This is a genomic window from Rickettsiales bacterium (assembly GCA_035765535.1).
Lineage (GTDB): Bacteria > Pseudomonadota > Alphaproteobacteria > Rickettsiales > JABCZZ01 > JABCZZ01.
In genome coordinates this window covers 387,531-408,442 of sequence record DASTXE010000001.1, presented here as the reverse complement: position 1 = coordinate 408,442, position 20,912 = coordinate 387,531, and the positions used below count along the sequence as shown (strand labels likewise).

The 20,912-nt window shown below is 50.2% G+C and carries 28 protein-coding genes and 2 tRNA genes; 17 read left to right on the top strand and 13 right to left on the bottom strand.

Translation table 11 applies throughout. From position 1 onward, the window contains the following. Positions 1–108: 108 nt before the first annotated feature. Positions 109–402: a protease inhibitor I42 family protein gene (locus tag VFT64_02045; GenBank protein ID HEU5046603.1), complete on the top strand. Its 294-nt coding sequence runs from the start codon at positions 109–111 to the stop codon at positions 400–402. Positions 403–418: 16 nt separating this feature from the next. Here the strand turns inward: VFT64_02045 and VFT64_02040 are convergent, their stop codons facing one another. Then, entirely contained in the window at positions 419–1,156 is a 738-nt protein-coding gene (locus VFT64_02040) for a hypothetical protein (GenBank protein HEU5046602.1), read from the bottom strand. A gap of 4 nt (positions 1,157–1,160) precedes the next feature. Further along, positions 1,161–2,288 (bottom strand): hypothetical protein, encoded by a 1,128-nt coding sequence (locus tag VFT64_02035; GenBank protein ID HEU5046601.1) that lies wholly within the window; start codon positions 2,286–2,288, stop codon positions 1,161–1,163. A 423-nt stretch (positions 2,289–2,711) separates the two neighbouring features. On the opposite strand from VFT64_02035, the gene VFT64_02030 reads away from it, so the two are divergent. The 7 genes from VFT64_02030 to VFT64_02000 all read left to right on the top strand — a co-directional run bounded on the left by VFT64_02030 (position 2,712) and on the right by VFT64_02000 (position 6,358). Next, positions 2,712–2,918: a cold-shock protein gene (locus VFT64_02030; GenBank protein ID HEU5046600.1), complete on the top strand. Its 207-nt coding sequence runs from the start codon at positions 2,712–2,714 to the stop codon at positions 2,916–2,918. A 102-nt stretch (positions 2,919–3,020) separates the two neighbouring features. Continuing rightward, positions 3,021–3,236, top strand: coding sequence for a cold shock domain-containing protein (locus VFT64_02025; protein ID HEU5046599.1), 216 nt, complete (start codon positions 3,021–3,023; stop codon positions 3,234–3,236). Positions 3,237–3,388: 152 nt separating this feature from the next. Beyond that, positions 3,389–3,907, top strand: a complete 519-nt coding sequence (locus tag VFT64_02020) for a DUF374 domain-containing protein (protein HEU5046598.1) — start codon at positions 3,389–3,391, stop codon at positions 3,905–3,907. A gap of 63 nt (positions 3,908–3,970) precedes the next feature. Beyond that, positions 3,971–4,046: transfer RNA gene (locus VFT64_02015), tRNA-Ala, on the top strand. Between the two features lie 54 nt (positions 4,047–4,100). Continuing rightward, positions 4,101–4,715 (top strand): hypothetical protein, encoded by a 615-nt coding sequence (locus VFT64_02010; protein HEU5046597.1) that lies wholly within the window; start codon positions 4,101–4,103, stop codon positions 4,713–4,715. A gap of 297 nt (positions 4,716–5,012) precedes the next feature. Continuing rightward, positions 5,013–5,948, top strand: coding sequence for a hypothetical protein (locus tag VFT64_02005; protein HEU5046596.1), 936 nt, complete (start codon positions 5,013–5,015; stop codon positions 5,946–5,948). Then, positions 5,945–6,358 (top strand): hypothetical protein, encoded by a 414-nt coding sequence (locus VFT64_02000; protein HEU5046595.1) that lies wholly within the window; start codon positions 5,945–5,947, stop codon positions 6,356–6,358. Before VFT64_02005 ends, VFT64_02000 begins: the two co-directional genes overlap by 4 nt. A gap of 11 nt (positions 6,359–6,369) precedes the next feature. On the opposite strand, the gene VFT64_01995 is transcribed toward VFT64_02000, so the two are convergent. Beyond that, positions 6,370–7,422 (bottom strand): diguanylate cyclase, encoded by a 1,053-nt coding sequence (locus tag VFT64_01995; GenBank protein HEU5046594.1) that lies wholly within the window; start codon positions 7,420–7,422, stop codon positions 6,370–6,372. Positions 7,423–7,495: 73 nt separating this feature from the next. Here VFT64_01995 and VFT64_01990 point away from each other — a divergent pair, with 73 nt between their 5' ends. The 3 genes from VFT64_01990 to VFT64_01980 all read left to right on the top strand — a co-directional run bounded on the left by VFT64_01990 (position 7,496) and on the right by VFT64_01980 (position 9,682). After that, positions 7,496–8,065 (top strand): DnaJ domain-containing protein, encoded by a 570-nt coding sequence (locus VFT64_01990; GenBank protein ID HEU5046593.1) that lies wholly within the window; start codon positions 7,496–7,498, stop codon positions 8,063–8,065. Further along, on the top strand, positions 8,055–9,020 hold the full coding sequence (locus VFT64_01985; protein ID HEU5046592.1) for an AAA family ATPase: 966 nt from the start codon (positions 8,055–8,057) through the stop codon (positions 9,018–9,020). Before VFT64_01990 ends, VFT64_01985 begins: the two co-directional genes overlap by 11 nt. A 188-nt stretch (positions 9,021–9,208) precedes the next feature. After that, positions 9,209–9,682, top strand: coding sequence for a hypothetical protein (locus VFT64_01980; GenBank protein HEU5046591.1), 474 nt, complete (start codon positions 9,209–9,211; stop codon positions 9,680–9,682). On the opposite strand, the gene VFT64_01975 is transcribed toward VFT64_01980, so the two are convergent. From VFT64_01975 to VFT64_01965, 3 genes are all read right to left on the bottom strand, one after another. Then, positions 9,679–10,140, bottom strand: coding sequence for a MarR family transcriptional regulator (locus VFT64_01975; protein HEU5046590.1), 462 nt, complete (start codon positions 10,138–10,140; stop codon positions 9,679–9,681). The genes VFT64_01980 and VFT64_01975 overlap by 4 nt on opposite strands. 88 nt (positions 10,141–10,228) lie before the next feature. Then, positions 10,229–11,338: a microcin C ABC transporter permease YejB gene (locus tag VFT64_01970; protein HEU5046589.1), complete on the bottom strand. Its 1,110-nt coding sequence runs from the start codon at positions 11,336–11,338 to the stop codon at positions 10,229–10,231. Then, positions 11,339–13,144 carry an extracellular solute-binding protein gene (locus VFT64_01965; protein ID HEU5046588.1) on the bottom strand — a complete coding sequence of 602 codons (1,806 nt, stop codon included), beginning with the start codon at positions 13,142–13,144 and terminating at the stop codon, positions 11,339–11,341. It abuts the gene before it with no gap. 102 nt (positions 13,145–13,246) lie between these two features. Between VFT64_01965 and secB the strand changes: the two genes are divergently transcribed. Together secB and VFT64_01955 are read left to right on the top strand one after the other, a co-directional pair. Continuing rightward, entirely contained in the window at positions 13,247–13,720 is a 474-nt protein-coding gene (secB, locus tag VFT64_01960; GenBank protein HEU5046587.1) for a protein-export chaperone SecB, read from the top strand. Between the two features lie 55 nt (positions 13,721–13,775). Further along, positions 13,776–14,828, top strand: a complete 1,053-nt coding sequence (locus tag VFT64_01955; GenBank protein HEU5046586.1) for an NAD(P)-dependent alcohol dehydrogenase — start codon at positions 13,776–13,778, stop codon at positions 14,826–14,828. Positions 14,829–14,860: 32 nt separating this feature from the next. On the opposite strand, the gene VFT64_01950 is transcribed toward VFT64_01955, so the two are convergent. Beyond that, a complete protein-coding gene (locus tag VFT64_01950) occupies positions 14,861–15,772 on the bottom strand; it encodes a hypothetical protein (protein HEU5046585.1) in 912 nt (303 codons plus the stop codon). 159 nt (positions 15,773–15,931) lie between these two features. Between VFT64_01950 and VFT64_01945 the strand changes: the two genes are divergently transcribed. Beyond that, positions 15,932–16,008 (top strand) — tRNA-Pro (locus VFT64_01945). Between the two features lie 13 nt (positions 16,009–16,021). Here VFT64_01945 and VFT64_01940 read toward each other — a convergent pair. Together VFT64_01940 and VFT64_01935 are read right to left on the bottom strand one after the other, a co-directional pair. After that, entirely contained in the window at positions 16,022–16,795 is a 774-nt protein-coding gene (locus tag VFT64_01940; GenBank protein ID HEU5046584.1) for an SDR family NAD(P)-dependent oxidoreductase, read from the bottom strand. Continuing rightward, the gene (locus tag VFT64_01935) at positions 16,792–17,598 is read right to left on the bottom strand and encodes a succinate dehydrogenase iron-sulfur subunit (GenBank protein ID HEU5046583.1); all 807 of its coding nucleotides are present in this window, start codon (positions 17,596–17,598) and stop codon (positions 16,792–16,794) included. Before VFT64_01935 ends, VFT64_01940 begins: the two co-directional genes overlap by 4 nt. Positions 17,599–17,693: 95 nt before the next feature. Here VFT64_01935 and VFT64_01930 point away from each other — a divergent pair, with 95 nt between their 5' ends. Together VFT64_01930 and VFT64_01925 are read left to right on the top strand one after the other, a co-directional pair. Continuing rightward, positions 17,694–18,302, top strand: a complete 609-nt coding sequence (locus tag VFT64_01930) for a YceI family protein (GenBank protein ID HEU5046582.1) — start codon at positions 17,694–17,696, stop codon at positions 18,300–18,302. Between the two features lie 27 nt (positions 18,303–18,329). Continuing rightward, positions 18,330–18,776, top strand: coding sequence for a hypothetical protein (locus VFT64_01925; GenBank protein ID HEU5046581.1), 447 nt, complete (start codon positions 18,330–18,332; stop codon positions 18,774–18,776). Between the two features lie 4 nt (positions 18,777–18,780). Here the strand turns inward: VFT64_01925 and VFT64_01920 are convergent, their stop codons facing one another. From VFT64_01920 to flgB, 4 genes are read right to left on the bottom strand one after another with little or no spacing between them, the layout of a single operon-like run. Beyond that, the gene (locus tag VFT64_01920; GenBank protein HEU5046580.1) at positions 18,781–19,257 is read right to left on the bottom strand and encodes a nuclear transport factor 2 family protein; all 477 of its coding nucleotides are present in this window, start codon (positions 19,255–19,257) and stop codon (positions 18,781–18,783) included. Positions 19,258–19,268: 11 nt separating this feature from the next. Further along, on the bottom strand, positions 19,269–19,583 hold the full coding sequence (locus VFT64_01915; protein HEU5046579.1) for a flagellar hook-basal body complex protein FliE: 315 nt from the start codon (positions 19,581–19,583) through the stop codon (positions 19,269–19,271). Positions 19,584–19,590: 7 nt separating this feature from the next. Beyond that, positions 19,591–20,001, bottom strand: a complete 411-nt coding sequence (gene flgC / locus VFT64_01910) for a flagellar basal body rod protein FlgC (GenBank protein ID HEU5046578.1) — start codon at positions 19,999–20,001, stop codon at positions 19,591–19,593. A 30-nt stretch (positions 20,002–20,031) separates the two neighbouring features. Then, positions 20,032–20,439, bottom strand: coding sequence for a flagellar basal body rod protein FlgB (gene flgB / locus VFT64_01905; GenBank protein ID HEU5046577.1), 408 nt, complete (start codon positions 20,437–20,439; stop codon positions 20,032–20,034). 224 nt (positions 20,440–20,663) lie between these two features. Between flgB and VFT64_01900 the strand changes: the two genes are divergently transcribed. After that, a complete protein-coding gene (locus tag VFT64_01900; GenBank protein HEU5046576.1) occupies positions 20,664–20,903 on the top strand; it encodes a carbon storage regulator in 240 nt (79 codons plus the stop codon). Positions 20,904–20,912 lie beyond the last annotated feature (9 nt).

Sequence of the window (20,912 nt, the reverse complement as noted above, 5' to 3'; positions counted from 1 at the left end):
TTTTTTTAGACTATTGGATTGCGTTCAGGCGCCACGCGGGCTGCGCTCCCGCTTGGTCGCTAGTCCTCGCTCTGCTCGTCCGGTTGCCCGTTACTTAATGAGGTGCTTATGAAAGAAGTTTCACTTTCCGTTGGCGATAAAACCCGTATCACCCTGCCGGGGCTTGGCAGCGCCGGGTATCAGTGGTTCTTCGAGATTGAGAATAAGACAATTGCAAGCGTTGCGAAGCTGGAGAGCGATGCGGTGGATTCCCCAAGGCCGGGCGCTTCCAGCCGCGATGAATTATTTGAAGTAACCGCATTTGCGGCGGGTGAAACGATAATTCACTTCACCCAGAAACGCGCCTTCACTCCTGCCGCTGCGCCGAATACAACGCAGGATATAAAGGTGGTGGTGGGGTGAGACTAGAAAACTTTATTTACGATTGAGTATTTATCTCATCGTAAAGTAATTCAAAGAAATTTTTTACATGCAACCAAGCTTGATGAAAGAAAATTAGAGTTACCTCGAAATAATGCAATCCTTCATCTTCTACCACGCTAATTTGAAACCGTAATTTGCTAGAATCTTTAAGTGAAAATTCTTCTATTAATGCTATCTCTTGGAGAGTTAAGCTGGCATCTAAATGGGATGCTTTATTACGCACTAAGGTAAAAAATTCAAAAGATCTTCTGAACAATTTTTTTTGTTCAGCAGGTATGAGGGAGAGGCTACAGATTACAAAATCTAATAAATCATAAAAATCTGGGCTTGAAACTCGTTTTCCTCTGAAATTTTTTAACCATTTCCTTTCTGAGTTGCTTAATAAAGAGTCTGTTTTTTTAAGTAAAGTTGATGCACAACCAAATGCTGAAAGCTCCCTTTTATTCAGAACTGAGCATTTATACTGATCCACAATAAATTCCTGCAAACCTCCTTCGATACATAACAATAAATTTGAGGCTAGCTGTCGATTGATAAAGTTTCTAAGCTCATAACTGAATCTAGGGGATGGTAACTCTAATTCAGTTTTATATTTTTCAAGTGTGTATAAAAAGAGTCTTCCATATACAGTTAAATGATTAAACCCAAGAGAATTTTGGTTAAGTTCTTTTAAATGCTGACTTAGTAACTCGTGTATTTTATCAACTTCTTGGATAGCAGTTAATTGAATCATGTGCTTATTGGCTCTTGCATCCGTTGGTTTTCACGAGACTTGCAATAAAGTAGCGCTTACCTCCGAATGTTATCTGATAGGTTCCCTCATCCAGCGGAAGGCATAAGCTCTTTTTGCCTGCGTCATGAGTCACTGCCCAATCCATGATCATGCCGAGTGAAGAATATTTTTTCCACTCTTCCTCCGAATCTCCGGCACGGACATTCTGTATGATTTTTTCAGCGACCTTAATGGCTGCTGGTGAGGCAATGTCCGAAGCAGGCGTTCCTTTGATCAGCCGATAGAAAAGTTCATCCACTGCATCCAGTTCAGGCACCACGACTTCTTCCCCTACTTCTTTCATTCCTTCCGGTTCTATCTGTACAATCCAGTCTACCTGGCGCTCTGGCGATGACGCGCTCATGAAGAATGTACGGAAGGATTTTTTCTGCTGCACCTTAAGCAGATTGCCTTCTACGCGAGTTCCTGCATCCTGATCAATCCCGATCAGATAATTCCGGGCAAACTGCAGATGCGCATTTGTGCCATCCCACGCCCATAGAGTGATTTGCTTGCCTTGAGTGCCACCGGCACTTTGTGCATAGGTAGCATCGATATAAAAGCGTGCATGCCCGTTTTTATCCGCCGGCAAAATGCCGAGTTCAGGGAAAAGCGGTCCCATGCTTCCCCCTCCCGCTGAGTAGGGGCCGCGCCCGCCATGCACGGCGTTACCGGCTTGCCAAGCGCTCAGCATATCCGCTGCTTTCCCTTTGACCTCCTGCGGATCGGTTATGCTCCACACAGATTTAAAACGCCCGTCTGACTTCGCTATAATGAATATGCTGGGAATGAGAGCGGGCGTTGCCACAAGAAAAGTATCGTCCTCCAATGTGACGCATTGCGGGGTTTCCGACGGCGCAAGCGTTGTGATAGCCTTCCTGATGCCTTCAATTCCCTGAGAAGGATGTGCATTGAGCCATGCTACTATCCACTCTTCCGCAAGGTACCTATGTTTTGTTAACAGGATTGATGAATCAGGTTCTTCATCGATCCACTGCCCTTCAATAAGATGCTTTTCAAGTTCTGCGGTGGATGCATTATAGTTTCGCCTGATTTCCGCCAGATTCTGTTCGGAATATGCCCATGATGGCATGCAGAACAGAAGAATCATTAAGGCTAAAGTTGATATTCTGGGCATCGGATGAGCTGCTAAAAACGAATAAGACGATTATAGTCTGTCCCTACTTCTTGTGAAGGGCATTTTAGCTTACCACCTGACATTCATCACTAATCGTTGATTTTCTCTGGCTACGGGCATTTTTATTGCCCTGAAACCCACAGAAAAATTGACTTTGCGGGAAAAAACGCTAAGCTGTCTATTGAGTTTTTTAGCTACTCTTGCATCTGTTGGTTACCCTAGGGTAGCGGATACCTGCCTGGTATATAAAATATATCTCCTAAGGACTGGTTTTTCAGCGTTTGGTAGAGTTTCCCGAATGGTTCGGGATAAGTTATAAGCTCAATGATTGCCCGATAAAGGCAGTTAAAAACGTTAATGTCTAAAGGAGACTATACTATGGCTACCGGTACTGTAAAATGGTTCAATTCCACCAAAGGCTTCGGCTTTATCCAGCCTGACCAGGGCGGTTCGGACGTGTTCGTGCATATTTCTGCTGTGCAGAAAGCCGGCATGCGCGGTCTGGATGACGGCCAGAAAATCAGCTATGAACTTGCTACCGAAAAAGGCAAGACCTCGGCTGTAAACCTGAAGCTCGCCGCTTAATTGCGATAGCATTCATTTTTGTGCGCCTGAAGCATTTCGGGCGCACAAATTGTTTTTGGATTTGCCTTTGCGTCATTAGCATTTCACCCTGAAAGGAAGAAAATGGCTACCGGTACTGTAAAATGGTTTAATCCAAACAAAGGATTCGGCTTCATCCAACCCGAAAGCGGCGGCAGCGACGTATTCATCCACTCCAATTCGCTGGAGCGCGCGAATATCGCCAATCTTCCGAAAGGCCAGCGCGTCAGCTATGAACTGGCGACGAACAAAGGCAGAACATTTGCTGCCAATATCAAGCTTATCAACCTCGCCGGATAATTTCTCTCTTTCTCTGCGCGCTGTTGCTCACTCCTTTTAGGTGCATGAAGCAATTCTCAAAAAGGCTTTTCCGGGCCCCTGCCTTTCAAAGCGGGCTCTCTTTCTGCATCGCGGCGTATATCCGATTCGTTTATTATACCTCGCGCAAGCATATGGACATAGACGAGCTTGCACTGCCTTATCTCAATGGCGACCTGCCCGCCATATTTTCCTTCTGGCACGGCAGTCTGCTGATGATGGCGATGATCTGCCCGAAGGCGAATAAAACACACGCCATCATCTCCACCCATCATGACGGCGAGATTATCGCCCGCACCATCCAGCGTTTTGGCATTGATGTCATACGCGGCTCAACCACCCGCGGCGGTGCAAAGGCGGCGGCGAAAGCGATCAGGGCGCTGCGGGCCGGGGAGCATATCGTCATCACGCCGGATGGCCCCAAGGGGCCACGCATGAAAGTGCAGACAGGCGTCATCGATCTGGCAAGGTTAGCCAATGTTCCTGTCATCTGCATAGCCTGCCATAGCAGCCGGCATCGGTTGATGTCCAGCTGGGATAAATTCATGGTCGTCTTTCCCTTCGGAGCGATTTATTACCGCGTAAGCTCTCCCCTGGCCAACCCGACATCAGCGACGCTGGAAGCCTGCATGGTGGAACAGCTGATGGCATAAGCCACACTGATTTCTGTTGACACTCGCGGCAGATTGGCTAAAAAGTCCTCTCCCTATTGATACGGGGCATTAGCTCAGTTGGTAGAGCGCTTCCATGGCATGGAAGAGGTCAGGAGTTCGACTCTCCTATGCTCCACCAGTCTCTTAATGACGTGTTTTCTTTCAGCAACTTGATGAAAATCTTATTTGCGTCATGCGAGCACTCGATATCAAAGAAACCCAATCCGGCATTATACTTCATCCTCGGGTTTTGCCCGCAGCACTCAAAGTACTGTATTTTTTATCACTCTCCGTCTTCGTGGTATATTGCGTATTGAAGATAGGGCCGCAGATATTGCACGACAAAGAAAGCTATAGCCATGGCCACTGGCTATTGCCAGTTTATGACACATCTGAGTATGTAACAGCAGCTATCTGTATTGTGATTGGTTTGGCGATTTGCGTCATCTCTTCATTTCGAGGCATATTGGTTCTGCTGCTGGGTGAAAACTGGGAAATAAACACTTCGCGCCATATTGTGTTTAAGAACGGCAAGGAGATCTGTAATTTCAGTGACATCGCAGAATTGGTTATTGAGGGCAATTTCTGGGGTGAAAGGCCACCGAAGTTTATTACGTTGTATTTTCTAACCAAGGACAACAGAAAACTGCATATCGTCGAAGGCCTACAGAACGAAGCACAGCTACAATGTTTTCTGGAAGCAGGCAAAGTCATTCTAAGGCGTACCCGTATCCCCTACCGGAAAATCGTTAATGCTTCCTTAGGATTAAAACCGACAGTGCCGACATGGTGGGAAAACGCATTGTAATCACTTTTGTTCTGGACAGTGAGAATTATTCGCAGATCGCAATGCGAGAACACCTTATAAAAATCATTATATTTCAATATAAAAGGAAATATAATATTATAAATTGTCATAAAAAATTAATCCCTTATTAACCGCAATCCTTTATACTGGCAGGTGAGACTAGTGTAACAGGAATCCGTCATGGCACCCACCGCAACAGATGAGATATCGTCCCCCGAGACTGCGCCGGCAAAGGAATCCGGGCTGTTTTCATGGTTAAGAAACCGCTTCACGGGTGGAAGTGACGACGCACATACAATGCCATCCGTGACAACCACCATATCACCTCTTGGTCCAACTTCTCCAACCCTGCCATTCGACCAAGCATCCTACGACGCCTCCAAGCTTCTGCTGGAAGATGGCCCTAACGCCTCATCTCAAAGTCATGGCAACGCTACTCCCCATCAATCGTCTATGTCTACTACCGTCCGCCCCTCCAACGGCTTGGGAAATAACTCAAGTGGGTGGAAACCGCCTCACATCGTGGATGGCACGCCATTAGAAGAAAAAGGTGAGAGAAATCCCTTCTCACCACACATGCTGCGTAATGGGAGACCCAGAAATACTCTCAAGGAAGCTATGGGTTTGGCCCCCGGAGAGCGCCGATCCGTATGGGGCGACCAGCCGCCTCCTACCCTTGAAGAGCAACAGGCGGCCGCAGAAGCAGCGAATGCGGCTGCTTTTGCTGTACTGGCAAAAGACAGAGCTCTTGAGGCCCAGTTTGGACTATCTCCCAGTACCGGTGATCACAGTTTACATGCCGCTTCAGGCCCGTTGCCTGATGTTCAAATGAATCCCCATGCAGCCGGAACGGCAACTACTGTGGAAGCCACAAATGCAGCGTTTGACTCGATCATACAGCAGGCCAAACAATGGGGGGCTGCTCCTGCCGCCGTTAATGACGGCGCAAAAGCGCTTACCACCAGTATGGATATGAAGCACGCAAAGGCAGAACAAGTAGATATAGCTTCCCGCGCTTTCATGGATGCGGCGGCGGCACGGGCCAGTGCTACAGGCAACCCTGAAGTCGCAGTAGGCGCGGTTACCGTGCGAGGTGATCAGGTCACCACGCAAACGCGCGAAGCAGCGCCCAGCGCTCCTGCCATCACATTTGCCGGAACAGCTACTGGCATTAACGCTCAGCCGGGTATTGCCTCTGCAAGGCAACCAGCATCCGCGGTACCAACGAGATGACCGCCAGCCGATCGGATAGCCTGGATTCGATGACACGGATTTATGCCGGACTGCAAACAACCTGCATGTTGCTCCAATATGCTATTAGCATCGAGATGAAAAGGAGCCTGCCGCTGGGTATGAAGATGCTCGGCGATTATGAAAAACTCAGAACCCTGCTGATCGATGAAGTGGCCAAGATGCACAAAGAGTTCACTAAAGAAGAAATTGTGCAATCCTATAATAACACTGGCTTCTATAAAACCATCTATTCGAATATCGACGACACCGCACTGGAGCTAAACCAGAAATATTTTCCCATGCCCTTACGTCCACAGGGCGCAGAATATGCCTGTACGGAAGCAAAATGCATAGAGAGCGCTCTAAGGGAAGCGAAGAAATTTTTTCCTTCCCTTTATAACCTACCGTAACTACAGCAAAACTAATTAAATGATTCCGGGGTTACACGATTGCGGCCGCCCATTTTGGCGCGATAAAGCGCGTTGTCGGCGCGGCTGATGAAGACGGCGGCGGAATCCTGATCCGGGCGGTAGCGCGCCACGCCGATGGAAACCGTGACCTTGTCGATCACATCACCCGTATCCTTGCGCTGCAGGATCGTCTCTTCGATATTCTTGCGGATATTTTCACCCACGACCAGCGCACCCGCAAGCGGCGTGCTCGGCAGCAGGATGGCGAATTCCTCACCGCCATAACGGCCGACGAAGTCCTTGCCCTTAACCGTATCCACGAGCGCCTGCCCCACCTTCTTCAGCACTTCGTCGCCGATCAGATGGCCGAACTTGTCGTTGAAGCTCTTGAAGTGATCAATGTCGATCATCAGCAGGCACAGATCCGCGTTGTTATTCTCACGCGACCAGCGTGTGAGCTCTTCCAGGCGCTTTTCGAGCGCCTTGCGGTTGCCCACGCCCGTCAGGAAGTCGCGGTGCGATTCATACGTCACGCGTTCAAGGTTGGTTTTAAGCACGGCAACCTCGCGTTTGGATTCCTCCAGCTTCGAGCTGAGCTCGGAACCGGAATCACGGATCGCCACGGCGCGGTTGATGATCTCCGCCGCCATTTCCTTCAGCGCGGGATCGGTAATCTTTTTTGACAGCGCCGTGACGTGGGAATCAATCTGCGTATTATAATTCTCGGTGTCACTGCTAAATTTCTTGATGACTTCCATAATCTCACCCAGCACGGTCTGCGCGTTCTGGGAAGTATCCGTCACTGCCTCTTCTTCCGTCTGCTGCGGCGCGAGGACGTATTTGTTGTAGAGGTAAATATTTACATCATCCGTGATGACAAGCGTCTTCGTGCGCAGGAACTTGTCGATCTCCGCGTTCAGCTCCTTAATGTCACCCATCGTGTAATGATACCACACGGTATAATTGATCGGAGTCGGCTCGATATTGCGCTCCGTCATCAACAGCAGGGATTGCCTGGCATACTTCAATGCCGGGGTTTCATTCTTTCTCGCTTCGCTTTTCATGCTGAAAGTATAAACTTCAAAAGGTAAAAGTACAATATATACTAGAATTGATTTCTGCGTTATGTATAGCCACATGAGAGCAAAAACAAAAGAAAAAAAAGATACTGATAATCAAAGACAATGCGCCGTAGAGGGTTGTGGCGAGCCGGGGGAGTATAAAGCTCCCAAATCGCGACATTCGATCGATGAATACCAGTATCTGTGTTTAAAGCATATCCGCGAGTTCAACCAGGCGTGGGACTATTTTGCAGGCTGGAGCCGTAAGGAGATCGAGGATTTCATGGATGCGGCCGCGCATGGCCATAAGCCTACCTGGAGCATAGAAGAACGGCTGGGTGGTGCAAATGCGTTCCTTGCGACAGAAAAGCTGCGTGAAAGCTTCTTCAATATGTTCCATGAGCAACCTGCGGCCAAACACTCGTATCACCCTGCTGTTCCGCGTAAGCTGCGCGAGGCGCTCGCGACGCTCGACCTGGAAGCGGACGCAACGCTTGTGACCATCAAATCCCAGTACAAAAAGCTTGTAAAGAAGCACCATCCTGATGTTAATAAGGGTGATAAAGCTTCAGAAGAGATGTTCAAGCGCATTACAAGCGCCTATAAAGTGCTGATGGAAACCTATGGAAAGCAAGATGAAAAATAAGAAGGAATCCGGCGAACCGGATATCACCGTTTCGGCGAAGGAAGTGTTCGGCCTCAGTACGGATATGAAGGTTCCCGCCTACTCCACTGCGGACAGCCATGTACCGGAGATCGATCCGGCTTACCGTTTCAACGAGGAAGTTACGCGCGCGATCCTCGCCGGGTTCATGCATAATCGCAAAGTGCTCGTGCAGGGGTTCCACGGCACGGGCAAATCCACGCATATCGAACAGGTGGCGGCGCGCCTGAACTGGCAGTGCATCCGCGTGAATCTCGACAGCCATGTTACGCGCGTGGATCTGATCGGCAAGGACGCTATCATCCTGCAGGAAGGCAAGCAGATTACGGCATTCCAGGAAGGCATCCTCCCCTGGTCGCTGCAGCGTCCGGTGGCACTGGTGCTTGACGAATATGACGCCGCGCGCCCGGATGTGATGTTTGTGATCCAGCGCGTGCTGGAAGCACAAGGCAAGCTTACCCTGCTCGACCAGAACCGCGTTATTACGCCGCATCCGTATTTCCGCATTTTTGCAACCACGAACACGGTGGGGCTTGGCGATACGAGCGGGCTTTATCATGGCACACAGCCCATCAACCAGGGCCAGATGGATCGCTGGAACATCATCGCCACGCTTAATTACCTGCCGGAAGAAGAAGAAATCGCCATCGTACTGGCCAAATCCCCGACCTATAACAACGCCAAAGGCAAGGCGCTTATCAAATCCATGGTCGCCATGGCGGGCATGACGCGTGAAGGCTTCAAGGCGGGCGATATTTCCGTCGTCATGTCGCCGCGCACGGTTATCAGCTGGGCGGAAAACGCGCGCATATTCGACAATGTCGATACGGCTTTCCGTATGACGTTCATGAATAAATGCGACGAAACGGAAAAGCCTGTCATCGCGGAATATTACCAGCGCTGCTTCAATGTAGAGCTGATGGGCGAAGTGGCTTAACCTTTTTTGCCCCGATTGGTTAAAAATGTCCGGCAAATTGTGCCTTCTGGCGCGTACTTTCATGGTGCGCTACGGCATTTATGCTTTATTTACACAAACAACCTATTGTTATTTATATATTCTCTAATCCCATTTTTGGCACGGGGCTTGCTTATCTTATAGCAGAAACCGAATGAGGAGCATTTAATATGAAGATTATCAACCGCAATACCGTCAATCTTCTGTTTGATAAAGCCGAAGCACTAGGCCAGGAGCCGCATGAGAGCTGGCGTTGCGTTTACCTGAAATTTTCCGACAAGCCGGAACGCAATAACCAGTCGCTTTATTCCAACTTCATCGTCAAGCCGATCATCAGCCTGATGGAAGATATGGGCGGCTTTGTCTATCTGTGCGAAGATGGTGACATCTTTATCCTGTTCCAGGGCGTCATGAAGCCCGTCATGGTAAAGCTCAGCAGCCATTTTGCCGATATCGACGCTGATGAGAAGGTCAAGAACGACAAGCTTTACAGGGTGTTTGATCTTGGAAAGCACTGGCAGGGCTTCTACAGCCTGTGCGAAGCGAAATATCTGGACAATCTGGTGGCCGAAGAAGAGCAGCATTACACTTATCAGGCACCTGCGAACAAGACCTTTGCCGCACGCACGCTGACCCGCGCCTAGGACACCTGAGAGAGCTTCGTTTTCAGGCGGCTGAGCAGATTGATCAGCGTGTCTATTTCGTCTTTGGTGAAGTCGTCATCCAGCAGGTTATTGAGGAAACCCACAATACGCGGCAGCACGGTCTGGATGGCTTTGTGCCCGGCTGCCGTTAATTTCAGCTCCACCGTGCGCCGGTCTTTCTGGCTGCGTTTCTTTTGAATCAGGCCGCGTTTTTCTAGCTGCTCCAGCACGCGCGTCAAGGCGCCGCTGTCATGGCAGATACCCTGGCAGAGCTCCGCCGCCGTCGTCGCGAGCTTGTCGCGCAGGTTAATCAGGATCACCCACTGCACAAAGCTGACTTCTTCTTCCGCAAACAAAGCCTCTACATGCTGCGTCATCAGCTTGCTGGAACTGCGCAGCAGATAGCCAATGCTACGGTGTGCCTGGTAATCATCTGCAGAGTAATATGCGTTTTTCATAAGCCATGTTCATTATCACTGCCTGAGCAGTAATTTACTCTTTTTATGCTGTATAGTCAACCCCTAGCGCCTTTTCTTCAGAAAGCCCTCAGGCATTGCCCCGTCTTTCAAAGTCGATACGCGGATCGACCAGCACATAAGTCAGGTCACCGATCAGGTTCAATACCAGCCCAATCAGCGTGAAAATATAGAGCATTCCGAACATGACGGGATAATCGCGATTGATGGCAGCCTCAAACCCCAGCAATCCCATACCGTCCAGCGAGAATACGATTTCGATCAACAATGCACTTTTGAACAGCACACCGATAAAGGCCGCGGGAAAGCCGGAAATGACGATCAGCATGGCATTGCGGAATATGTGGTTAAATAATACCTGACGGTTGTTTAACCCCTTCGCACGTGCGGTCACCACATATTGCTTGCCGATTTCATCCAGGAATGAATTCTTGGTCAGCATCGTCAGGCTGGCGAATCCTCCCACCGTCATGGCAGTAACGGGCAGAACCATATGCCACAGATAGTCGCTGATCTTTCCCCATGTGGAAAGATCGTGCCAGTTATCCGAGACAAGACCGCGCATCGGGAAGATGTTCCAGTAATTGCCGCCGGAGAAGAGAATAATCAGGAATATGGCGAACAGGAAGCTCGGAATAGCATAGCCGATGATGATGACGGTGCTCGACCAGACATCGAATCGCTCCCCGTCTTTGACTGCTTTGATAATCCCAAGCGGAATGGAAATGAGATAGGCCAATAGTGTGGTCCACAGCCCCAATGAAATGGAAACCGGCATTTTCTCCATGATCAGTTTCGTCACTGATTCATCCCGGAAATAACTTTTGCCGAAATCGAAGCGCAGATAGTTTTTTACCATCAGCACGAACCGCTCAAGTGGCGGCTTGTCGAACCCATACATTTTTTCAATCTGCTTGATCAGGTTGGGGTCCACCCCTTGCGCGCCCATATATTGGGAATTCGGACCCGACTGCGGTACAGAGGAAGCACGCATGCCGCTCAGTTCCCCTCCCATGCTGCTGATACGCTCGGTTGCTCCCATATCCGCATGCTTGATACGCGCAATCATACGCTCTACCGGCCCGCCGGGTGCGGCCTGTACGATGATGAAATTGATCGCCATGATGCCGAACAATGTCGGGATGACCAGCAGCAGGCGGCGAAAAATATATCCCAGCATTTACTTCATCCACCACGTAAAGGGAAAGCCCGGTGAGTATTTGGGCTTGACCGCAGGCTGGCTGAACTTATCCCAGTACGCCATCCTGTAGGCTCCCAGATACCAGTTGGGGATCACATAATTCTCCCATAGCAGCACCCTGTCAAGCGCGCGCGCCGGCGGAATAAGTTCTTCTTCCGTCTTGGCGCTCGTGATCTTCGACAGCAGCATATCGATCACTTTGCTGTTCGTGCCGATCACGTTATTGCTGCCTTCCACTTTACTCTGCGAGGAATGCCAGTAGGCCATCTGCTCGTTGCCGGGGAAGAATACATTGCGGTTGAAGACCATCACGATGACATCGTAATCGAAGGTTTCCAGGCGTTTTTCAAACTGCGCGGCATCCGCCACCCGTATTGTCGCATTGATGCCGAGCCGCGCCAGCCCTTCCCGCATCGGCGCGACCACACGCTCGAATGTCGGCGAATTCAGTAAGAATTCAAATGTCAGCGGCTCACCGGTTTTTGCGTTTACACGCTTGCCGTTCTTGATGATCCATCCTGCCTCATTCAGCAGTTTATCGGCTTCAATAAGCTGCGCACGGTTATTGCCGGAACCATCGGTCACCGGCAGTGTAAAGGGTTCGCTCAAAATGCCGGGCGGCAGTTCATCCTTATAGGGCTCCAGAAGCTTCTTTTCCGCATCACTCGGCAGGCCTTTTGCCGCATATTGCGTGTTCAGGAAGAAACTGTCATCGCGCTTATAGGCGCTGAAGAACAGGCTTTTATTCATCCACTGGAAATCCAGCGTCTGGCCGATGGCCTTGCGTACGCGCCAGTCGGAGAATTTATCCCGCCTTATATTAAACGCAAATCCCTGCATTCCCTGCGGCACCTGATTCGGGAATTCTATTTTCTTGATCTTCCCTGCTCGCAGCGCCGGACAGTCATAGCCGGTCGCCCAGACGCGTGCGATATTTTCCAGCCTGTAATCATATGCCCCGGCCTTGAAAGCCTCCAGCGCCACAGTTTCGTCGCGATACATGGTGACAGTGATGGTGTTAAAATTATATTGCCCCACATTCACCGGAAGCTTTGCTCCCCAGTAATTCTTCACGCGCTCATAAGTGATGCTCCTGCCCTGATCGACCGATTTGACGCGGTAGGGCCCGCTGCCGAGCGGCGGTGTCAGCGTGGTTTGTGTAAAATCATGCGTGCTGTAATAGGCTTTGGAAAGGATTGGCATTCCGGCGGCTATCAGCGGCAGCTCGCGCTTGGTCGTGTCGCTGAAATTGAAGCGAACCTTGTGCTCGTCCAGCTTGACCACGGAAGCGATGGAATCATAAGTGATGCGGTAAGTCGGATCGCCCTTTTCCTTCAGCGTATTGAATGAAAAGACCACATCGTCCGCAGTGATGGAGCTGCCATCCTGAAAGCGCGCTTCGGGGCGCATGATGAAATCGATATGGCTGCGGTCCGGCGCAAGGATTGCGCTTTTGGCAATCAGCCCATACATGGATTCTGGTTCGTCGTAAGAAGGCACCATCAGGCTTTCAAACAGCATGGTGATGGCAGGCGCCTTATTGCCTTTGACGATAAAAGGGTTGAGATTATCGAACGAGCCGGCATCGAACATGCGGACATCGCCGCCCTTGGGCGCATCCGGATTGACATAGTCGAAATGCTTGAAGTTCTCCGGATATTTCAGCTTGCCGAAAACGGACAGGCCATAGGCCGGTTCGCCTTCGTGCGCCGCCTCTGTTGCAGCCGCAGGCATCGCCCACGCATAGAAAAACGCCATACAGGCCAGCATGAAGATTTTACGCATTGCATCTCCCCGCAAAGGTTTTGCCTGACGTTATCTTATATGCTTGCATAAGCAAGATAATAATCGTAGATATTTTTGTCCGATTTTAGTTTCAGAGGCATTATGACAGACCAGAATAACGACGCAAATCAAGGCTCCCGCTTCATCATGAAGGGGCAGTATATCAAGGATCTGTCATTTGAGAATCCGCATGCCCCGCACACGCTCGTGCGCCCGGAAATGCAGCCGACGATCAATGTCGGCGTGGCTCTGCGTGCCCAGCGCCTCAATGATGAGCATTTTGAGCTCACAATGAACATCACGGTTCATGCCAAGGGCAAGGAAAACACGCTGTTTGTTGTGGAGCTGGATTATTCCGGCATCGTGCAGCTGGTGAATATTCCGGAAGAAAAGACGGAACAGGTGCTGTTTATCGATTGCGCCACGATTCTTTTCCCATTCGCGCGCCGCATCATGTCGGACGTTACGCGTGACGGCGGATTCCAGCCGCTCATGCTGGAGCCGATCGATTTCACGGCGCTGTACGAGCACAATAAAAAGCAGCAGGAACAGCAGCCTGAGAAAGCCGCAAGCTAACCTGCCCGCTTAAAGCTTTACGTTTTTATCTTAACAGCCACTGACGGAGGATCCCATGATCAAGACGACCGGTTACGCTGCCATGAAAGCCAAAGCCCCTTTAGGTTCTTATCACTTCGAACGCCGTGAACCGCGCGAGCATGATGTCGTTATCGATATCAAATATTGCGGCATCTGCCATTCCGACATTCATCAGGTGAAAGAGGAATGGGGCGGCGCGTTGTTCCCCATGGTGCCGGGGCATGAAATCGCCGGCGTGGTTGCAAGCGTGGGCAGCAAGGTCAGTAAATACAAGGTCGGGGATAAGGTCGGCGTGGGCTGCTTTGTCGATTCCTGCCGCCACTGCGAGCATTGCCATAGCGGGCTGGAACAGTTCTGCGACGAGGGCATGACGGCCACTTACAACGCTATCGAGCGCGACGGAAAGACGCTTTCGCAGGGCGGATATTCGCAGCATATCGTCGTGGATGAAAATTATGTACTCAGAATGCCGGACAATCTCCCGCTGGACGCTGCCGCACCCCTGCTGTGCGCGGGCATTACGCTTTATTCCCCGCTTAAGCACTGGAATGCCGGGCCGGGCAAGAAGGTTGCCATTGTCGGCCTTGGCGGGCTTGGCCATATGGGTGTGAAGCTCGCGCATGCGATGGGCGCGGAAGTGACGGTGCTCAGCCATTCGCTCAAGAAACAGGAAGACGGAAAGCGCATGGGGGCGGATTATTTCTACAGCACCTCCGAGCCGGAGACGTTTGAGAAGCTCAAAGGCCATTTTGACCTGATCATCAACACGGTTTCCGCCAAGATTGACTGGAATGAGTACCTGAACCTTCTGAAGGTGGACGGGACGATGGTGCTGGTCGGCGTGCCGGAAGAACAGGTGCCGCTCGGCGCGTTCTCCCTCATCATGGGCCGCAGAAGCCTTGCCGGGTCGCTCATCGGCGGTATCAAGGAAACGCAGGAAATGCTGGATTTCTGCGGCAAGCATAATGTCACGCCCGATATTGAGCTGATCCCGGCGCAGAAGATTAACGAAGCCTATGAACGCGTGCTGAAAAGCGATGTGCGCTACCGCTTTGTGATTGATATCGCTACGATTGCGAACGGGTGAGCTGATTTAATTATAAGTTAATGCTAACAAGCTTAATTAAAACTACCCGGCGCAAGATACGCTTCGCCAGTTTGGGATACGTGCCTCCTAAGGCGAGCTATAATATTCGTAAAATCCATTATTTCTGATAAAAAAAGATATAGGTGTCCAGCGTCCATTAATACAAGAGTTGTTTTTCTTCCTGAAGCCCCTCGAATAGCAACACTCGAATAGCCCGATATAGATACCATAATACCCATTGTATTATCAGCTTTATCATCAACCTTGGCTCTAAGTGAATCTATATCAGTTGCGTCAGATTGCTGAGCAGTAAATTTAAGTTCGACAAGATATGTAGTTCCATCATGCGTTAGAGAACCATCTATTTGTCTACCATCTATAATGTAGGGACGCCTATTTACTATTTCACAGAAGTCTAAGAGATCATAAAACCATTCTTGAAAAGCATATCCGGTTTTCTGTTCGCCCAGCCCTTTATATAATTCCTCGAGTCGTTTCTTTAAATTGCCTTTATCAGCTTTAGTTCTTTGAACTTGTTTTAATTTATCTTTAGCAACTTTCTGGAGTTCTGCTCTATTCTTTTCTGCATTATACTGTTCTTGCTGACGTTCTAAATAATATTTTAAATCTTTTACGGCTTTAGCAGCTTCACTGTTTCTTCTTTCAAAGTCTTCTAGACTCTTAAAATCTGGAAATGTGGTTTGATCGGCAAGAGATAGAGCCATTTTTCTAATAGCTGCTTTTCCTTCTGTAGATTTTTGTAACTCAGTAAAAACTCGATCAAGAAAATTACGCTTCTTTTCTTCACTTCCCCAACTACTAATATAATTTTCTGATATTGAACAAGAACGTAAAAAACGACGCAATGTATCTTTGTACCAGAATGATTTTACTGCTGCATCGTAAGTAAGGTTAACTAAATGAGGGCTTATTGCTTCGGGCATTTAACGGAATTATGTTATTATTTTGTTCTACAGTACCTTAATTAAGTATATTTTATAATTCTGTGTAATCAAGATTGATATTTTCTATAAAAAATTAAACACTCAATAACATAGATATATACAAACACTTACAACATGCTATAGAGGTTTCCTTCGTGTCGGGGCGTAGCGCAGTCTGGTAGCGCATCTGCTTTGGGAGCAGAGGGTCGTGAGTTCGAATCCCACCGCCCCGACCATCTCTAAATTTCTTTATTCCCTGTAAATCGCAAAGGGCGAGAAGGCCTGGCAGGTTGGCATGACCTCCAGCGTGTTGATATTCACATGCGGCGGACAGGTCAGGCAGAACAGTACGGTGTTCGCAATATCTTCCGCCGTCAGCGGTTGCGCCCCTGTATAGACGGATTTTGCTTTTTCCTGATCGCCGTGGAAGCGCACGAGCGAGAATTCGGTTTCGGCCATGCCCGGCTCGATATTCGTCACGCGCACGTTCTTGCCCAGCAGATCTGCCCGCAGATTCAGCGAGAACTGGCGAATGAAGGCTTTCGTCGCGCCGTAGGCATTGCCGCCCGGATAGGGGTAGTTGCCTGCAATGGAGCCGATATTCACAATATAGCCGCCGCCGCGTTTGATCATATCCGGCAGTATCGCGTGCGTGCAGTAGAGCACACCTTTGATATTCGTGTCGATCATCTGCTCCCACTCGATCATGGAAATATCGGGCGCGAGGCCCAGCCCCAGCGCAAGCCCGGCGTTATTGATGAGGATGTCGATATCCGCGAACGCCGCCGGAAGGCCAACAATGGCGCTTTCCACTTCCGCCTGATTGCGCACGTCGAGCGTCATCGTGTAGAGGTTGTCGCTGTCTACTTCGTCCTGCAGCTCTTCCAGCCGCTCGGCACGCCTGCCGGAGGCGACCACTTTCGCCCCTTTTTCAATGAACTTATTCGCAAAAGCCCTGCCGAATCCGGATGTCGCCCCGGTTATGAAAACCGTTTTATCCTTCAGCGGCAGTGTTTCGCTCATGCGCGGCGCTCGACCATCAGCTTCTTGATCTGCGCGATTGCCTTGGCCGGGTTCAGGCCTTTGGGGCAGGTGTTTGCGCAGTTCATGATCGTGTGGCAGCGATACAGGCGGAATGGATCTTCCAGATTATCCAGACGTTCGCCCGTGGTTTCATCGCGCGAGTCGTTGATCCAGCGGTAAGCCTGCAGAAGGATAGCGGGGCCGAGGAAGCGGTCGCTGTTCCACCAGTAGCTCGGGCAGCTTGTGGAGCAGCAGGCGCACAGGATGCACTCGTAAAGCCCGTCCAGCTTCGCACGGTCTTCCGGCGACTGCAGGCGTTCCTTGCCGCTTGGAGCGGTGGATTGCGTCTCGATCCACGGTTTGATGGATTCATACTGCGCATAGAAATTCGTGAGATCCGGCACGAGATCCTTGATCACGGGCATATGGGGAAGCGGATAAATGGTGACATCGCCTTTCATATCGCTGATCGGCTTGGTGCAGGCAAGCGTGTTGGTGCCAGTGCCGTCACCGATATTCATGGCGCAGCTGCCGCAGATGCCTTCACGGCAGGAACGGCGGAAGGTCAGCGTGGAATCCACCTCATCCTTGATTTTCAGCAGTGCATCCAGCACCATGGGGCCGCAGGCATCCAGATCGACTTCATACGTGTCGATACGCGGGTTTTTCGGCTGGCCTTTTTCGTTGCGGTCTTCCGGGTCGTAGCGATAGATGTTGAATTTCTTGACGCGCTTGGCGTTCGCGGCCTTGTATTCCTTGCCCTTGGTTACTTTCGAGTTGGCCGGCAACGAGAATTCCACCATAACTAATCCTGACTTCCATGTTGTTAAGATTATGATTGTCTAACCCATCTAATATAATATACTCGCCGCAAATCAAACAAAATTTGGGGGATTCCATGCGCAAAAAGCAGATAGTTTTCTTGACACTGCCATTCCTCTTCGCCTCCGCGGCGCTGGCTGGCCCGGAAAAATACAATATCGACAAATCCCACACCCATATCGTGTTTCTTGTCAATCACTTGGAGTTTTCCAATACGATCGGCCGTATCACGGATTATGACGGTTATTTCACGTTCGATCCGAAGGAGCCGGAAAAGAGCGAAATTGATGTGACACTTAAATCGGCAAGCGTTGCCACAGACGTGCCGGATCTGGACAAGGAATTGCGTGGCGATAAGTTCCTGAATACTGAAAAGTTCCCCACGATGCATTTCAAGAGCACGAAGATTACCGTCACCGACAAACAAAAAGGTGACGTGGAAGGCGAACTCACGATGCTTGGCGTGACCAAGCCGGTGACAATGCAGGTGGTTTATAACAAGTCCGGCATCAATCCCTATAGCAACAATTACGAATCGGGCTTTTCTGCTGATATCAAGCTGAAGCGCTCGGATTTCGGCATGAATGCCTATCTGCCCGCCGTGGGCGATGAGGTGCGTGTGCATCTGGAAGTGGAAGGCATCAATCCTTTCAAACATCCCGGCAATGCAAAAACGCCAAACTAACTTTTAACACCATCAGGATTTCTCACTATGTCTAACCGTTCCCTGCTCCGCGCTGCCCTGCTTGCTCTTGTTATCGTCATGCCCCAGACCACATTCGGTCAGGCTTTGCCCTGGAAATCCGGAGGCGGAGCACCGCAGCAGCAGCCACAACAGCCGGTGATACGCACGCATCATGTCAGCAACCCGGAACCGATTGCTGGCCCTGTTCCTGAGGCGAGCTCACCGGAAGAGGACGACCGCAAGCTGAACGACCTTGCGAGCAAGTTTTACGGTATCCATGAAAAAGACAAAAACGCTATTGCAAGACTAACGGTGCTCAGCAAGGAAGTGCGCCATTTCCGCGTTACGCTGCAGCATCGTGATGCGCAGCCGGACGTTCTGGCCGACACGAAGCATCTGGAGCACCGTATTGCCCGCCAGTTGAAAGAATGGCAGACGCGCGCGCAGCAGCCGCAAACACCACCTGCTAAATAAGGGCTTATAATCCGAGATCGCTTAAGCCGGGATGATCTGCCGACCGTGGGCTTTTGCGGTCCCAATGGAATTTGCGCTCGGCTTCTTTGATCGGAAGATCGTTAATGCTGGCATGGCGCAAGCGCATCAGGCCGCGCTCGTCGAACTCCCAGTTTTCATTGCCATAAGCGCGGAACCAGTTGTCGGAATCGTCATGGTATTCATAGGCAAACCGCACGGCGATCCGGTTCTCGCCGAACGCCCATAATTCCTTAATCAGGCGGTAATCCAGTTCTCGGTTCCATTTGCGGGTCAGGAACTCCACGATCTGCCGGCGCCCGGTGACGAATTCGCTGCGATTGCGCCATTTGCTGTCTTCCGTATAGGCCAGCGATACACGCTCGGGATTACAGCTGTTCCATCCATCTTCCGCCGCGCGCACTTTAATAATTGCCGTTTCACGCGTGAACGGAGGCAAAGGTGGGCGTTCCTGTGACATCATTGGAGGCTTTCTTAAATCGACATCTGCATGATCTGCTGATAGGCGCTGATCACCTTATCACGGATGGCGACCACCGTGTTCAGCGCGAGTTCCGCTTTGCTAACAGAAGTAGCAAGATCGGTTATATCGGCTTTACCCATCATGGCTAATGTGCTGACGTCTTCTGCCTTGCGGCCCGTATCCACGGTTCTGACCAGCGCATCATTGACGAGATCGGCGAAGGAGGGGCCTGAAGTCTCGGACGCAGGGATATTGTCCGCTACAGGATTATTCTGCGCGATATTTGCAACCTGATTATAAGCCGATGCTGCTGCCTTAATATCCATAATTCAATTACTTCAATAATCCAAGGGTTTGTGAAATCATGCTTTTTGAAACGTCGATCACGTTCAGATCCGCTTCATAGTCGCGCTGTGCCTCGTGCATGTCCACCAGTTCTACCATCGAATCCACGTTCGGGTAAAGCACATATCCCTGCTTGTCCGCTGCCGGATTGCCGGGTTCATATTTCTTCTTAAAAGGCGCTTTATCCACGCCATAACCGGACGTCACAACTTTATCGATCCCTAATTGTTCGTCCAGCACATTGCGGAAGGTGATCGTGCGGCGCTGGTAGGGAATTGCACCGGGCGTATCGCCCGTGGAATCGACGTTGGCAATATTTTCCGCGACCACACGCAGACGGTCGCCCTGCGCGTGCATACCCGCCCCGGCGATAAAGAAAGCATCTGTTATTCCACCCATATTTTCTCTCCCGTGCGCCTAAGAACCGCGTTATGCTGAAGGCTGAAGTCCCAGCGCTTCCTTGAAAAGATTGTTGATCTTCTTGTACAGATTCGTCGACATTTGATAATCAAGCGAATTCTGTGCCACTTTCATCATCTGTTCTTCAGTCACCACCGTATTTCCGGTCGATGTCATATCGAACGGGTTACTTTCCGTTACTGTCAGGAACTTAGGTGTGTAAGATGTGCCGCCCGCTAAATGCATGGCGCTGGTGGTTGCGAGATTCACCTTGCTGGTCTGCGATTTCAGGACATTGCTGAAGTCCAAGGGAACCAGATCCTGCGCCTTGTAGCCCGGAATGCCCTTGCTCGCAATATTCTGCGCCAGCACCTTCTGCCGTTCGGCATCATAGTGCATTTTCACCTGGACCATGTCCGTAAGATTAAGGGCCGCCATCCGCATTCCTCTTCTGCTGTTTCAGCATGCGATAATCCGTTTGTAATTATAGAATCTTAGACACGCTTGGCCAGTAAAAAAGCACAAAAAGCATAATCGGGCATGTTTTTCATATTAGCAGTATGGTATTTGCAACTATTTTAGTATAAGAAGGTTGATAATTTCACTGCAGCCGTGCATGGCAACAGTGGGCGCAAATGGTTTACAACATGGAAATCGGTTAAGTGCTCTATCTCACACGCAAAATCGGAGAATCGGTCATCATCAACAACACGATAGAACTGACTGTCGTTGAGGTGAAGGGGCGTTCGGTAAAGATCGGTTTCAATTTCCCTCCCGAAGCCACCATCATGCGCAAAGAGCTTCATGACCGCATCATGGAGCAAAACCTTGCCGCTTCCAGATCCGGCGATACAGGTGGCATGGAGGGGGATTTCGACTTTGATATTGATCTGAAAGAATAAGCACATTAA